General features: G+C 69.2%; 14 protein-coding genes and 1 pseudogene. 11 read left to right on the forward strand and 4 right to left on the reverse strand.

Going from position 1 to position 13,902, the window contains the following annotated elements; genetic code table 11:
- The first annotated feature begins 18 nt into the window (after positions 1-18).
- The 11 genes and pseudogenes from AB3M81_RS00205 to AB3M81_RS00255 all read left to right on the forward strand — a co-directional run bounded on the left by AB3M81_RS00205 (position 19) and on the right by AB3M81_RS00255 (position 10,995).
- Positions 19-2,172, forward strand: coding sequence for an acetate--CoA ligase family protein (locus tag AB3M81_RS00205; protein ID WP_412901888.1), 2,154 nt, complete (start codon positions 19-21; stop codon positions 2,170-2,172).
- Between the two features lie 31 nt (positions 2,173-2,203).
- On the forward strand, positions 2,204-3,184 hold the full coding sequence (locus AB3M81_RS00210) for a Bug family tripartite tricarboxylate transporter substrate binding protein (RefSeq protein ID WP_412901889.1): 981 nt from the start codon (positions 2,204-2,206) through the stop codon (positions 3,182-3,184).
- A 73-nt stretch (positions 3,185-3,257) separates the two neighbouring features.
- Entirely contained in the window at positions 3,258-3,779 is a 522-nt protein-coding gene (locus AB3M81_RS00215) for a tripartite tricarboxylate transporter TctB family protein (RefSeq protein ID WP_412901890.1), read from the forward strand.
- A 2-nt stretch (positions 3,780-3,781) separates the two neighbouring features.
- Positions 3,782-5,314: a tripartite tricarboxylate transporter permease gene (locus tag AB3M81_RS00220; protein ID WP_412901891.1), complete on the forward strand. Its 1,533-nt coding sequence runs from the start codon at positions 3,782-3,784 to the stop codon at positions 5,312-5,314.
- Between the two features lie 7 nt (positions 5,315-5,321).
- Entirely contained in the window at positions 5,322-6,482 is a 1,161-nt protein-coding gene (locus tag AB3M81_RS00225) for an acyl-CoA dehydrogenase family protein (protein WP_412901892.1), read from the forward strand.
- Entirely contained in the window at positions 6,479-7,498 is a 1,020-nt protein-coding gene (locus AB3M81_RS00230; RefSeq protein ID WP_412901893.1) for an acyl-CoA dehydrogenase family protein, read from the forward strand. Before AB3M81_RS00225 ends, AB3M81_RS00230 begins: the two co-directional genes overlap by 4 nt.
- A gap of 94 nt (positions 7,499-7,592) precedes the next feature.
- Entirely contained in the window at positions 7,593-8,375 is a 783-nt protein-coding gene (locus tag AB3M81_RS00235; protein ID WP_412901894.1) for an enoyl-CoA hydratase/isomerase family protein, read from the forward strand.
- A complete protein-coding gene (locus tag AB3M81_RS00240; RefSeq protein ID WP_412901895.1) occupies positions 8,372-9,265 on the forward strand; it encodes an enoyl-CoA hydratase-related protein in 894 nt (297 codons plus the stop codon). Before AB3M81_RS00235 ends, AB3M81_RS00240 begins: the two co-directional genes overlap by 4 nt.
- A 20-nt stretch (positions 9,266-9,285) precedes the next feature.
- Positions 9,286-10,257 (forward strand): NAD(P)H-dependent flavin oxidoreductase, encoded by a 972-nt coding sequence (locus tag AB3M81_RS00245; protein WP_412901896.1) that lies wholly within the window; start codon positions 9,286-9,288, stop codon positions 10,255-10,257.
- Positions 10,258-10,445: 188 nt separating this feature from the next.
- Positions 10,446-10,654: pseudogene (locus AB3M81_RS00250) on the forward strand (toxin-antitoxin system, toxin protein, HicA family).
- Entirely contained in the window at positions 10,651-10,995 is a 345-nt protein-coding gene (locus tag AB3M81_RS00255; RefSeq protein WP_412901897.1) for a type II toxin-antitoxin system HicB family antitoxin, read from the forward strand. The pseudogene AB3M81_RS00250 and the gene AB3M81_RS00255 overlap by 4 nt, the downstream one beginning before the upstream one ends.
- Positions 10,996-11,110: 115 nt before the next feature.
- Here AB3M81_RS00255 and AB3M81_RS00260 read toward each other — a convergent pair whose 3' ends face one another.
- The 4 genes from AB3M81_RS00260 to AB3M81_RS00275 form a co-directional block, all read right to left on the reverse strand.
- On the reverse strand, positions 11,111-11,773 hold the full coding sequence (locus AB3M81_RS00260; protein WP_412901898.1) for a potassium channel family protein: 663 nt from the start codon (positions 11,771-11,773) through the stop codon (positions 11,111-11,113).
- The gene (locus AB3M81_RS00265) at positions 11,773-12,663 is read right to left on the reverse strand and encodes a GIY-YIG nuclease family protein (RefSeq protein ID WP_412901899.1); all 891 of its coding nucleotides are present in this window, start codon (positions 12,661-12,663) and stop codon (positions 11,773-11,775) included. The genes AB3M81_RS00260 and AB3M81_RS00265 overlap by 1 nt, the downstream gene beginning before the upstream one ends.
- 184 nt (positions 12,664-12,847) lie before the next feature.
- Entirely contained in the window at positions 12,848-12,997 is a 150-nt protein-coding gene (locus tag AB3M81_RS00270) for a hypothetical protein (RefSeq protein ID WP_412901900.1), read from the reverse strand.
- 113 nt (positions 12,998-13,110) lie between these two features.
- Positions 13,111-13,869, reverse strand: coding sequence for a hypothetical protein (locus AB3M81_RS00275; protein WP_412901901.1), 759 nt, complete (start codon positions 13,867-13,869; stop codon positions 13,111-13,113).
- Between the last annotated feature and the right edge of the window lie 33 nt (positions 13,870-13,902).

Here is a 13,902-nt window from a genome sequence, read left to right on the forward strand (position 1 = left end):
TGATGGAAGGACGTCCCCGTGCCCCACCCTGTTGTCGAAGCTCCCGCCACGGCTGCCAACACCCGTGGCCTCGACGCGCTGTTCGATCCGCGCGGCGTGGCGATCCTGGGTGCCTCGTCCGATCCGACGAAGATCGGCGGCCGTCCGCTGCGCTTCCTCAAGGAGTCGGGCTTCGCCGGGGGCATCTACCCGATCAATCCCAAGTCCGACGAGGTGCAGGGCGTCAAGGCCTACGCCTCGATCGAGGACGTCGACGGCATCGTCGACCTGGCCGTCGTCGCGCTGCCCTCCCATCACGTGCTCAGCGCCGTGGAGTCCTGCGGCCGGCAGGGCGTCAAGGTCGTGACGATCTTCTCCGCCGGCTTCGCCGAGATGGGTGCCGAGGGAGCCGCCCTGCAGGACCAGGTCCTCGAGATCGCCGGTCGTCACGGCATGCGCGTGCTCGGTCCCAACTGCATCGGCAGCATGAACGCCGCGAACGGCGCCGTCGGCACCTTCGCCGCCTCGGTGGGCGTGCCGTTCGCGGTCGAGCCGCTGGCCAAGGTCGCCCTCGTCAGTCAGAGCGGCGCGATCGCCAGCGAGTGGGTCGTCAACGGCAAGCAGACCGGCCTGAACTTCGATCCGTGGCTGTCCACGGGCAACGAGGCCGACATCCAGCTGGCCGACGTGCTGGCCCACCTGGCCACCGACGACTCGGTCGGGGTGATCGCGGCCTACCTCGAGGGCTGCCGCGACGGCCAGCGCCTGCGCGAGGCGTTGGCGGTGGCGCAGGAGAACGGCAAGCCGGTCGTCGTGCTGAAGGTCGGTCGCTCCGAGGTCGGCGCCACCGCCGCCGCCTCGCACACGGCCTCGCTCGTCGGCTCCGACCAGGTCTTCGACGCGCTCTTCGAGCAGTACGGCGTCATCCGCGTGGATTCGATGGCCGAGCTCTTCGACGTCTGCTACGCCCTCTCGGTCGGCCCGCTGCCCCAGGGCGACCGACTCGGCATCCTCACCGGCTCGGGCGGCATCGGCATCATCGCCGCCGACGAGGCCGAGGAGCAGGGGCTGCGGGTCCCGACCCCGTCGCAGCAGCTGCAGGACCAGCTCAAGACCATCTGGCCGCCGGCCGGCGTCGGCAACCCGATCGACCTCACGGCCCAGCTCATGAACGACGAGCACCTGCTGCCGTCGTTCGTCGACGCGTGCCTCGACGACGGCGCGTTCGACTCGATCGTCATGGGCCTGACCTACATGGGCCTGCTCGAGCCGTGGACCGACCTGGTCGTCCGCGCCCTGAAGCTGGCGCGCGAGGCCCACCCCGACGCGCCCATCTACGCCACCACGCTGTCGACCCCCGCGGTCAAGCGCGCCATCGAGGAACTGGGCATCCCGGTCTTCGACGACATCACGAAGGCCGTCCGGATCCTGGCCCGCGTCACCGACTACGCGATGCGCCGCCGGCGCTTCGAGGAGTCGCGCGAGCGGGCGGCCGAGGCCCCGGCCGTGGCCGTCCCCCCGCTGCCCGAGGTCTTCACCGAGGTCACCGCCAAGGCGTTCCTCGCCGAGGCAGGCGTCCCCGTGGCCCCCGAGGTCGTCGTGACGTCGGCCGCCGAGGCCGCGGCCGCCCAGGAGCGCATCGGCGGCCCCGTCGTCCTCAAGGTGGTCTCGCCGGACATCGCGCACAAGACCGAGGTCGGCGGCGTGGTCCTGGGTGTGGCCAGCGCCGATGAGGCGGCCGCCGCCCACGACCGGATCCTGGACTCGGCCCGACGCCACGAGCCCGACGCCCGGATCGACGGCGTGCTCGTGGCCCCCATGATCACCGACGGCATCGAGACGATCCTGGGCGTCGTGGACGATCCCACGTTCGGCCCCGTCGTGATGTTCGGCCTCGGCGGCATCTTCGTCGAGGTCCTCAAGGACGTCACCTACCGCCTCGCCCCGTTCGGTCGGGAGACCGCACGCGAGATGATCCGCGAGATCCGCGGCTCGGCGATGCTCGACGGCGTGCGGGGCGCGGCCCCGGCCGACGTCGACGCACTGGCCAGCGCCCTGGTCGCGCTGTCGCACGTGGCCGCGGAACACCGCAGCCGATTCGACAGCATCGAGGTCAACCCGTTCCTCGTGCGCCCGCAGGGCCACGGCGCGGCGGCCCTCGACGCGCTCATCACCGAGCGCGTCACCCCCTGATTTTCCCCCCAACCCTCACAGGAGAGACACGATGAAGAAACTCACCTTCGGCGCCCTCGCCGGCGTGCTGGCATTCTCGCTGGCCGCGTGCGGCAGCTCGGACTCCGGCGACGACGCCGCAGAGTTCCCCTCCGGCGACATCACGATGGTCGTCGCGTATGCCGCCGGCGGGCCGACCGATCTGGCGGGTCGCGCCGTCTCGAAGTACTTCGAGAAGGACCTCGGCGTCTCGGTCGTCGTGGAGAACCTCGAGGGTGCCTCCGGCGCCGTGGGCTCGGCGAAGGTCATCAACGCCAAGCCCGACGGCCTGACGCTGGGCACCACGACCGCCTCGGCCATCAGCCGCGTGCCCACCATCGAGAAGGTCGGCTTCGAGGCCGGCGACGGCACGCCGATCGGCGTCGTCACCGAGTCGCCGGGCATCTTCTTCGTCAAGAAGGACTCGCCCTACAAGTCGATCGAGGACCTCGTCGCCGCCGCGAAGGCCAAGCCGGGCAAGATCACGGTCGGTGCCGCGGGCGCGCAGACCCCGCAGGCCGTCGAGATCCTGCGGATGGCCAAGGAGTACGGCGTCGAGTTCAAGCTCGTCCCGTTCCAGGGCGATGCCCCGGCCCTCACGGGTCTGCTGGGCGACAACGTCGACGTCATCGTGCCGTCGTACAACGAGCAGGTGCGTGGCCAGCACGAGTCCGGCGCGATCGTGCCGCTCGCGACGATGGGTCCGAAGCGACTGTCGTACCTCGAGGACACGCCGACCCTCGCCGAGTCGGGATTCGACCAGCTGACGTACGGCATCTCGTCGTTCATCGTCATCGCGCCGAAGGGCACGTCGGAGGAGATCGTCTCCCGGCTGGAGGCCTCCCTCGAGGCGGCGCTGAAGGATCCCGCGACCCGCAAGGCCGCCGGCGAGCTGAACGTGCCGAAGGAGTTCATCGGCTCGAAGGAGCTGCAGGCGCGGATCGACGACGAGGTCGAGACCCTGACGCCGGTCCTCAAGGACCTGTTCGGCTGATCAGCCGCGGTGGGTCCGGGTCGTCCGCGATCCGGACCCACCTTCCCGATTTCCCCCCTGACAGGACCACCTCATGACCGACCTGACCCACGAGCAGAGTGCCCCGCCGGGCGCGACGCCTGACCGCGTGCGCGGCACCGGCTGGATCGCCTCGAAGGTGCCACTGGCCGTCGCGATCGCGATCGCCTTCGTCTTCCACCTGCAGACCAAGGAGATGGAGGTCGGCTCACTCACCGAGGCCGGCCCCGGCTTCTGGCCGCGCGTGCTGATCGTGGCGATCATCGTCATCTCGGTGCTCGGCTTCTTCATCGACATGCGCGACGGCATCGAGGTCTTCGAGCTGGGCAGCACGGTCCGCGTGATCGCGGGCTTCGCGGCGCTGGCCGTCTTCACGCTCATGTTCGAGCAGACCGGATCGATCCTGGCCGGCTTCGTGTTCCTGATGCTGTGGCTCAAGGGTCTCAACGGCGAGAGCTGGCGCATGTCGCTGGCGATCTCGGTCGTCGCGCCCCTGGCCAGCTACCTGCTGTTCGTCTCGGCGCTGGGCGTCCGCCTGCCCGAGGACATCGTCGCCAGCCTCTGGGGAGGTCGCTGAGCATGGACTCCCTGACCAACCTCGCCTCGGGCTTCGGCGTCGTCTTCGCCCCCGAGAACCTGCTGTTCGTCTTCCTCGGCGTCACGATCGGCACCGTCATCGGCGTGCTGCCGGGCCTGGGCCCGACCGCCACGATCGCGCTGCTGCTGCCGATCACGTACTCCATCTCGCCCGAGGCGTCGATCATGATGCTGGCCGGCGTCTACTACGGCTCGATGTACGGCGGCACGATCACGTCCGTCCTGCTGCGCATCCCCGGCGAGGCCGCCTCGGCGATCACCGCGCTCGACGGCTACGAGATGACCAAGCAGGGCCGCGGCGGCCCGGCGCTCGGCATCGCCGCGATCGGCTCCTTCATCGGCGGCACGATCTCGATCGTCGGCCTGGCGCTCATCGCCCCCGCGGTCGCGACGGCCGCGCTGCGGTTCGGCCCGCCCGAGTACGCCGCCATCACGATCCTCGGCCTGGTGCTGGTGACCTACCTGGGCACGAAGTCCACGGTCAAGAGCGTCATCGCCGCGCTGTTCGGCCTGCTGCTGGCGGCCGTCGGCCCCGACCCGATCCAGGGCACGTCGCGCTTCAGCTTCGACATGCCCGAGCTGATCTCCGGCCTCGACCTCGTCGCCATCGCGATGGGCATGTTCGGCATCGGCGAGATCATGTACAACCTCGAGCAGCGCGTGAAGGGCTCCGGCACGATCGGCGCCATCAACCGCATCCTGCCGACGCGCGACGACTGGAAGGCCTCGCGCGGGCCGATCGCCCGCGGCACGATCCTGGGCTTCCCGATCGGCGTGCTGCCCGGTGGCGGCGGCGTCATGAGCTCGCTGGCCTCGTACGCCGTGGAGAAGAAGGTCGCCAAGGAGCCGCAGCGCTTCGGCAAGGGCGCCATCGAGGGCGTCGCCGGTCCCGAGACCGCGAACAACGCCTCGTCGATCTCGGCGTTCATCCCGCTGCTGACCCTGGGCCTGCCGTCCAACGCCGTCCTCGCGCTGATCCTCGGCGCGCTGATGATGCAGGACATCACGCCCGGCCCCACGATGATCAACGACCACCCCGAGCTGTTCTGGGGCGTCATCGCGTCGATGTTCATCGGCAACCTGATCCTGCTGGCGCTGAACCTGCCGTTCGTCGGCCTGTTCGTCCAGCTGCTGCGTGTGCGCATCGGCATCATCGGCGGCGTCGCGCTGCTGATCACGCTCATCGGTGTCTACACGATCAGCTACACGCAGTTCGACATGTGGGTCATGATCATCGCCGGCTTCGTCGGCTACCTCATGCGCAAGACCGGCTTCGAGCCCGCGCCGCTGGTGCTGGCGTTCGTGCTGGGCAGCGTGCTCGAGGTGGGCTTCCGCCAGTCGCTGCTGATGTCGGACGGCTCGCTCTCGATCTTCGTCACCCGCCCGATCTCGGGCACCATCATCGCCGTCGTCGCGGTCGTGATCCTCGCCTCGGTCGTCGGCGCGATCCGCCGCCGCCGCGGCAAGGGCAACGGCTTCATCGACATGACCAAGCAGCTTTCCGCGGAGGACTGACACCCGAATGGACCTGAACTTCACCCCCGAACAGCAGGCGTTCCGCCGTGAACTGCAGGAGTGGTTCGCGGCGAACGGCCCCAAGGAGCGGCTCGACAGCCCCTACTCCGAGCCGGGCTTCAGCCAGCACCTGGAGTGGGAGCGCGCGCTCTTCGAGGCCGGCTACGCCGCGCCCGGCTGGCCCAGGGAGGTCGGCGGCATGGGCGCCGACGCGTGGGACCAGCTGATCTACGACGAGGAGTACGCGCGGTTCCGGCTGCCCGAGCGCCTCAACAAGATGGGCCTCGTGCACGGCGGCCCGACGGTCGAGGCGCACGGCACGGACGAGCAGAAGCAGCGCTTCCTGCCCGGCATCCTCAACTGCGAGGACATCTGGTGCCAGGGCTTCTCCGAGCCCGGCGCCGGCAGCGACCTGGCCGCGATCCGCACCACGGGCCGCATCAACGGCGACACGATGGTGGTCGACGGCCAGAAGATCTGGACCTCGCAGGGCATCATCGCCACGACGATGTTCGCCCTCGTGCGGACCGACCCGGCCTCGAAGGGCCACAAGGGCCTGACGTTCGTCATCATCGACCTGCGCTCGCCCGGCGTGGAGATCCGGCCGCTCGGCCAGCTGCACGGCAACCCGGGCTTCGCCGAGGTGTTCTTCTCCGGCGTCGAGGTGCCGATGGAGAACGTGATCGGCGAGGTCGGCGACGGCTGGCGCGTGGCCGGCACGTCCCTGCAGCTCGAGCGGGGCACGGGCCGCGGCACGCACACCCGCCTCGAGCAGGCGCTCGTCGACCTGGCGCGCGACACGGCCGACCTCGGCACCGAGGCGCAGGTGGAGAGGCTCGGCGAGCTCGCCGCGTGGACGTTCGCGTACGAGCAGGCCACCTACGCCTCGACGCACGAGATCGCCACCGGCCGCACGGGCCCGGACTTCTCGAGCATCCTCAAGCTGCGCTACACCGAGATCCACACGGCGGTCCACGAGCAGCACCTGGTCGTGCTGGGCGCGGACGCCGAGATCATGACCGACCACGGTCCCGACGGCGAGATGTTCGGCATGCGCCGCAACTACTGGCACGGGCGCGGCGCCGAGATCTACGCCGGATCGAACGAGATCCAACGCAACATCATCTCCGAGCGGATGCTCGGTCTGCCGAAGGAGCCGCGCGGATGAAGATCGCATTCGAAGCCGAGCAGAAGGACCTGGCGACGTCGTTCGACCAGGCCGTCGCGTCCGAGGTCGACGTCGATGCCCTGCGGGCGCTGTGGACCACCGAGACGGGGCGCTCCGAGAAACTGCGCACCACGATCGCGAACCTGGGCCTGACCACGATCCTCGTGCCCGAGCGGTTCGAGGGCTACGGCGGCACGCTCGTCGACCTCGCGCTCGTGCTGGAGCGGGTCGGCTACCACGCGGTGCCGGACGCGCTGGTCGAGTCGCTCGTGACCGCGCCGGTCGCGCTGACGGTGGCCGGCACGCCCGAGCAGCAGGCGGCGTGGCTGCCGAAGCTGGCCGACGGCTCGGCCACGGCGACGGTCGCGCTGCGCGGCCTGGACTCCGTGCCGGACGTGCACGTCGCGGACGTGCTGATCTACCTCGACGGCTGCCGGCTGAAGCTGGTCGAGACGTCGAGGTGCGAGCTGACCGCGCTGCGCTCGATGGATCCCTCGCGCCGCCAGTTCCGCGTGACGGTGCCCGAGGGCGCCGCCGAGGACCTGCCGAACGGCGACCCCGACACCGTGCTGGCGCACGAGGCCGCGGCCTCGGCCAGCGTCCTGATCGGCCTGAGCCGCCGGATGCTCGACGAGACCGTCGCGTACGTGAAGGTGCGTGAGCAGTTCGGTCGCGTCATCGGCTCGTTCCAGGCCGTGAAGCACCAGCTGGCCGACGCGGTCGCGAACGTCGAGCTGGCCGCCTTCGCGGTGCACGCCGCGGCGGCCAAGGTCGCCGACGGTGCGCCCGATGCGACGACGGCCGCGCTCGCCGCGCGCATCGTCGCGATCCAGGCCGAGTTCGAGGCGAACCGCGCGTCCCTGCAGCTGCACGGCGGCATCGGCTTCACGTGGGAGCACCACCTGCAGCTGTGGCTCAAGCGCGGCAAGGCCCTCGAGCAGGCCCACGGCGGCCTCTCCGAGCTGGCCGAGGCCCTCGGCCAGGCCACCATCGCCTCCGCGCGGGGCGCCGCATGAGCGTCCCCCGCCTCGCCGTGGCGAATGCCGGTGATCGAGTAGCAGGCGAGCGAAGCGAGACGCGTATCGAGATCACGTCGAAGGGAACGCAGGCATGAGCGACGACATCCTCCTCGACATCGAGGGCCCGATCGCGACGATCACCCTCAACCGTCCGCACCGCAGGAACGCGCAGACGGCCGAGGGCTGGGCGCTGCTGTACGACCACCTCCGCACGGTCTCCTACAACGACGAGGTGCGTGCGGTCGTCCTCACCGGTGCCGGCGGCGCGTTCTGCGCGGGTGCCGACATCGGCGGCGGCCCGGCCGGCGGTCACCCGCTGACGCGCGTGCGCAACATCAGCCGCACCCCGGAGATGCTCTACAGCCTCAACAAGCCCACGATCGCCAAGGTCGAGGGCGCGGCGGTCGGCGCGGGCTTCAACATGGCGCTGTGCTGCGACTTCGTGGTGGCCTCGTCGACGGCGAAGTTCTCCGAGATCTTCTCCAAGCGCGGGCTCAGCATCGACTTCGGTGGCGCGTGGCTGCTGCCGCGGCTCGCAGGCCTGCAGCAGGCGAAGCGGCTGGCCTTCCTGGCCGAGTTCGTGACGCCGCAGGAGGCCAAGGAGCTCGGCCTCGTCACGTGGGTCAAGGAGCCCGACGAGATCGACGCGTTCGTCGACGACCTCGCCGGCCGCCTCGCCAAGATGCCGCCGATCGCGATCGCGCAGAACAAGGACCTGCTCCACAACGGCGTGGTGCAGTCGTTCCGCGACGTGCTCGACAACGAGGCGCGCGCCCAGGCCATCAACTACGCGACGGACGACGCGCCGGCCGCCTTCAAGGCGTTCGCCGACAAGACCGAGGCGGAGTTCACCGGGAAGTGGTCGATCAAGTGATCCCCGAGTTCGAGCAGATCACCCTGTCGCTGGCCGACCGCGTCCTGGAGCTGCGGCTGAACCGCCCCGACCGGATGAACGCGTTCACGCCGGTCATGCGTGCCGAGATCGTCGAGGCTCTCGACTGGGCCGAGGCGAACGAGGACGTGCGCGTCGTCGTCGTGACGGGGGAGGGGCGTGCGTTCTGCGCGGGCGCCGACCTCGGCAGCGCGGGCGACAAGCCGTTCTCGTACAGCGGCGAGGGCATGCGCAACTCGACGTCCGACGCCGACGAGATCGCGGGTCTGCCGCGTGACGGCGGCGGCGTTGTGACGCTGCGCCTGGCCTCCTTCCCCAAGCCGGTGATCGCCGCGATCAACGGTGCCGCGATCGGCGTGGGCATCACGATGACGCTGCCGATGGACATCCGCATCGCGTCGACGAAGGCGAAGTTCGGCTTCGTGTTCGCGCGCCGCGGCATCGCGCCCGAGGCGGTCTCGAGCTGGTTCCTGCCGCGGGTCGTCGGGATCTCGCAGGCGGCCGAGTGGGCACTGACGGGGCGCGTCTTCGACGCCGAGGAGGCCCTGCGCGGGCGCCTCGTGTCGCGCGTCGTCGAGCCCGACGAGGTGCTCTCGACCGCTCACTCGATCGCGCGCGAGATCGCGGACAACACGTCCGGCGTCGCGGTGGCGGCGACCCGGCGGATGCTGTGGTCGCAGCTCACGCAGGACGACCTGTGGGAGACGCACAGGCTCGAGACCCAGACGATCGCCGCGCTGAAGCAGGGACCGGACGCCAAGGAGGGCGTCTCGTCGTTCCTGGAGAAGCGCGATGCCGTGTTCACCGGCCGGCTCGACACCGACCTGCCCGACTCCGTTCCCGACTGGCCGGTCCGCCCGGCCGCCGACTGAATCCCCCCGAAGGAGCACCCATGCTGAAGACCCGTTTCACCGAGACGTTCGGTGTCACCCATCCGATCGTCCAGGGCGGGATGCAGTGGGTGGGGCGTGCCGAGCTGGCCGCCGCCGTGTCCGAGGCGGGCGCCCTGGGCATCATCACCGCGCTGACGCAGCCGACGCCCGAGGCCCTCGCGGGCGAGATCGCGAAGGCGCGCGAGCTGACCGACAAGCCGTTCGGCGTGAACCTGACGATCCTGCCGTCGATCAACCCGCCGCCGTACGACGAGTACCGCCAGGCGATCGCCGAGTCGGGCGTGAAGATCGTCGAGACCGCCGGCGCGAACCCCGAGCCGCACATGCCGTTCTTCAAGGACAACGGCATCAAGGTGCTCCACAAGTGCACGAGCGTCCGGCACGCCCTGCGCGCCGAGAAGGTCGGCGTCGACGGCGTCTCGATCGACGGCTTCGAGTGCGCCGGCCACCCGGGCGAGGACGACATCCCCGGCCTCGTCCTCATCCCGGCCGCCGCCGACCAGCTCTCGATCCCGATCATCGCCTCGGGCGGCATCGCCGACGAGCGCGGCCTGGTCGCGGCGCTGGCCCTCGGTGCCGACGGCGTGAACATGGGCACTCGCTTCATGAGCACGCAGGAATCGTGGATCCACCAGAACGTCAAGGACCGCATCGTCGAGGCCACCGAGCGCGAGACCTCGCTGATCTTCCGGCCGCTGCGCAACACCGCGCGCGTGGCCCGCAACGAGGTCAGCGTCAAGGTCGTCGAGATGCTCAACGAGGGCGCCCAGTTCGAGGACGTCCGCGACCTCGTCGCCGGCGTCCGCGGCCGCGAGGTCTACGAGTCCGGCGACCTCGACGCGGGCATCTGGTCCGTCGGCATGGTCCAGGGCCTCATCCAGGACGTCCCGTCCGCCCGCGAGCTCGTCGAGCGCATGGTCGCCGGCGCCGAGGAGATCATCAACGGCCGCCTGAAGGGCTTCATCGCCTGACACCCCGGTGGTTGAGTAGCTGGCGAGGAACGAGCCGCGTATCGAAACCACCATCGACGACGGAGGGCCCGGCGGATGCGGCCGGGCCCTTCGGTTCTCGGGACACTGGACGTTGAGATTCGGTACCGTGGGTAGTACCGTTTCGGGTGTGGCGTCCATCGAGAAAATCGTGAAGGCGCTGCGCAACAATCCGCAGAACGTCGCCTTCGCAGACCTGCACAAGGTGTGCGAGCACTATTTCGGAGAGCCGCGGCGACGGGGGACGTCCCACGCGGTCTTCAAGACCCCGTGGCCGGGAGACCCCCGGGTGAACATTCAGGACGACAAGGGCAAGGCGAAGGCGTACCAAGTCCGCCAGGTTCTCGCCGCGATCGACAAGAAGGAGGCCATGTCATGAGCACGCTGGAACGACCGAACGTCGCGCACTACACCTATCGAGTGACGTGGTCCGCCGAGGATGACGAGTACGTCGCCACGTGCCTTGAGTTCCCGTCGCTCTCCTGGTTGGCGGAGTCTCGCTCGGACGCGATCGACGGCCTCGAGGCGCTCGTGGCCGACATCGTCCAGGACATGCAAGAGAATGGCGAGACGGTTCCCCAGCCGATTGCCGAGCGTAGGTACTCGGGGACCTTCAACGTCCGCATCGGCGAGAACCTGCACCGTGACCTTGCGATGCACGCCGCCGAGGAGCACATGAGCCTCAACCAGTACGTGGTGCGCAAGCTCGCCGCTGGCTGACTCGCGGCAATCCCTTCGTTCTCACCTGCCACACCTAGATAAGGATCCGCGCAGATCCTTATGTAAGGACGCCCGTTGGAGAAGGATCACGAGTGCCGTCCGAGCGCACGGTGCTTCAGCTCGTCCCGGTCTCGGCTCGACTCATGAGCCATGTAGCCACGGATGCGGTCACCGCTCCCACCACGCCGATGCCGACGATCATCAGCACCACGGCTACGGCACGTCCTTCTAGCGTCACTGGATATTGGTCGCCGTAGCCCACGGTCGTCACCGTCGTGCAGGCCCACCAGAGCGCGTCGCCGAAGGTGGTGATGTTGGAGTCCGCTGCATCCTGTTCCGCGTCCAGGACGGCGATCGCTCCGAGCCCCACGGCCATCGCCGCGCTGCCGGAAACGTAGACGAGCACCCGCCCGGCGAGGGAGTTCGATGCCGAGCGATCGAGGATCCGTACGAGCGCAAGCAACCGGAGAAGGCGCAGCGGGCGGAGCATCGGCACCACGATCAGTGCGACGTCGTACCAGTGGCGGACCGCGTACTCGCCGCGATTCCCCGACCCGGCGAGCGCCAGTCGCACAATGAAATCCGCCGCGAACGCGGCCCAGACGGTCCACGTCACTGCGCTGAGGACGGTGAGCAGATCAGCGTCGAGGCGCGGGTCGAGCACCGGCCACGCGTAGGCGACGAGAAAGGCCAACGCGAGCGCGACGAGAGGGACTTCCGTCCGACGTTCCCACTGCTCGACACGCGAGTCGGTGGTGGCTGATGCGTGCGCGATCATCAGTTTCGATTCAGTCCGAACTCGCGCGTCAGCAGACTCTCCTTGAAGTGCGACTCCGCAGCATTGACCTCGGACGCTGGCGTGCTCGGACCGAACACGCGCAGGACGCTGAAGACGAAGTTCCGGGCGTGATCCGTCTTCACGACACCGCCTCCGACGCTCTCGAAGGCGAGTTCGCGCAGTGCGACGTTGCCGCCGTGACCGTCCTTCGCGTATGTGGACCAGCGGCCGAGGAGGCGCTCGGCTCCGTCGGCCTTGCCCACATACTGCTTGCCATTCGTGGAGTCGGTGATCAGGTAGATGCCCTGCACTTCCCGGAGGGCGGCCCGCCAGTCCTCGTAACGGTGGCTCTCGACCATCTCGCGCAGTTCGTGGAACGTCAGCCGAACACCGTCGAACCCGGGAAACGGGACCTTATCGCGGTCGGCGATCTCGAGAACAGGGAGGTTCGCGGCGCGCGTCCCGCGACTGTGCCAGTTGATGGGGCTGTCCCACTCGATGACGAGCCGGTCCGTGAGGGGCGCGAGGAAGTCGTTGGGGTGCAGATCGAAGGTGCGGTAGGTGTCGTCGCGAAGCTCAGGCAGCTCGCCGCGGTTCTCGAACGTGCCGAAGAGGCGGGAGCGCCTTTGCCCGTCCGCGACCAGGATCACCCAGTAGCGCGGAGGCTCTGCCGGGAAGCGCCTGGTCAGCACGCTCTGCTGACGCGTGTAGGCGATGACTCGCTCTACACCTAGGTCTTCGGGCCCTCGCAGTCCGTCGTGCGAACCGGGGTTGAAGCTGTGCCGGATGACGTGGATGTTCTCGAGTCCGATCGGTGGGTCGTGCTCGGCGCCCAGTCCGACGAGGATGTGGCCAAACTTCAAGGGAACCGTCTGCGAGGGGTCGAGCACGCCGTCAGGCTAGTCGGCGGTCGCTCGCTTGACGGTCACTTCCGCGAGTAAGGGCTCGTCACTCGACGGGAGCAGTCGTCAGGCGTCGCGCTTGGACATCGCGCCCCACAGCAGGGTGACGACGATGGCGCCGAGGAAGGAGCCGATGAGTCGCTCGGGTGCAGCTCCAAGCCGTCGCCCGCGATCAGGCTGGCGGCGGGGCCTCCCACAGTGAGCCGATGAGGGCCGGTGCGATGGCGAGCGTCCAGTTCACCGACTGCATCTTTCGGCCGAGCGCCATCTGCGCCAGGCCGCCGACCAGGATTCCGAACACGATGATCGCGAGGATGAGCATGGCGCCACGCTAGAGCGTCGGCGACGCCCACGCCCCGTCCGTTTTGGATGAGGATCGCAGGCGACAGGTCACTGGCGAGGACCTTCATCGTTCGCGGCTTACCGGGCGTGCCGTCAGGGACAGAGCAGCTGCTTCGCCTTGGAGACGAGCTTGTCCTCGTTCCCAGGGCCGATGACCGTCGCGAGGACCTGCCTGCCGCGTCCGTCGTCGAGGTGACCACCGCACGCGAGGGCCGCGAGCGCCCGGTGTTCGTCCTCGGATCCGATCGCCCCGGGCCATTCGGCCTCCGCGAAAGCGACGAGCTGGTCGGCGCCCGCGCCCACGTCGGGGACCGTGAACAACAGGAGGTCCCGGCGGTACTGCGGGCACTCACGCGCCGCGTCGTCGAGCACGGCGCGGATCTCCGCCGCATCGGCGCTGCGCTTCTCGAGCGAGTCCACGAGCTCGAGCGGGTTCTTCATTCCCATCTCGAAGGAGTCGCATGCTCCGGTGGCGAAGTCGGCGCGGATCTTCTTGCGGATGGGGTGGGACTCGGGAAGCGGCAGCTCAAGAACGGTCGGGGTCACCTGCGTGAAGACGCGCGGATTCGTCATCGCAATGGCCGGTGCGTCCCGGCACTTCTCGATGTAGCGCTGGGCGGTCCGGACCTCGGTGTCTGCGGGGTACTTCTCGTACCAGTCCTTCAGCTCGTCGCATCCGGGATCCGTCGCCAGGAACTCGCCGCGGGTCTCCAGCGTGTACGTCTCGGGAGCGTCTGCGGGTTCGGCTTCGCCGCCGCACGCGGCGAGCAAGCCCGCCATCATCAGGCCGACGAGCCAGGCGCCGAATGCGACCGGCGCGAAGTGACGAGAGCGAGCGGAGCGACGAGCCACGGGACCACCTTCGAACGCGGCCGAGTCCGGCTG

The organism is Aeromicrobium jepli, assembly GCF_047246605.1.
GTDB lineage: Bacteria > Actinomycetota > Actinomycetes > Propionibacteriales > Nocardioidaceae > Aeromicrobium.